Here is an 870-nt window from a genome sequence, read left to right on the forward strand (position 1 = left end):
CTCGACGCGCTGCTCGTGCGCTGCCGGCTGCGCGACACCCTCGCCGACGCGCTCGGCTGCGCCGCGCGCACGCGCTACCGGCCGGGCGTGCGCGCGCTCTTCGTCGGGCCCTCGGGCACCGGTAAGACGCTCGCCGCGAGCTGGGTCGCCACCCGCCTCGGGCTACCCCTGTTCCGGGTCGACCTCGCCTCGATCACCAGCAAGTACATCGGCGAGACCGAGAAGAACCTCTCCGAGCTTTTCGCCCGCGCCGGCGACGCCGAGGTGGTGCTGCTGTTCGACGAAGCGGATTCGCTGTTCGGCAAGCGCACCGACGTCAAGGACGCCAACGACCGCTTCGCCAACCAGCAGACCAACTACCTGTTGCAGCGCATCGAGAGCCACGAGGGCATCGTCGTGCTCACCAGCAACAGCCGCGCGCGCTTCGACCCGGCCTTCACCCGGCGCCTGGACGCCATCCTCGACTTTCCCGCGCCCGGGCCGGAAGAGCGCCGCACCCTCTGGCTCGCCCACCTCGGCGACGCCCACACCCTCGACGCCGCCGCGCTGAACCGTATCGCCGCGGCCTGCGACCTCGCTGGCGGCGACATCCGCAACGTCGTGCTCGCCGCCGCGGCACGCGCGCACGGGCACGACCGGCGCATCGGCGAGGCGGGCCTCCTCGCCGCGCTGGCGGCGGAGTACCGCAAGCTCGGCAAGCCCCTGCCAACCGGGGCGGACGCGCCCCCCTCCCGAACCGACGACAAGGAACCCCGGCCATGAGCTTCAAGGCACAGCGCAGCCCCGCGCCCCCCGCGGCGCGCAAGGGCACGACCGCATCGACCACCGGCGGCGGCGGCGGGACGCCGCGCTACCTGCTCGCCGGGCGCG

The 870-nt window shown here is 74.0% G+C and carries 1 protein-coding gene; it reads left to right on the forward strand.

From position 1 onward, the window contains the following. The coding region (locus C667_RS23450) for an ATP-binding protein (protein WP_004390828.1) at positions 1-762 on the forward strand (762 nt) is incomplete at its 5' end. Positions 763-870: the final 108 nt, after the last annotated feature.

The organism is Thauera phenylacetica B4P (assembly GCF_000310225.1).
GTDB lineage: Bacteria > Pseudomonadota > Gammaproteobacteria > Burkholderiales > Rhodocyclaceae > Thauera > Thauera phenylacetica.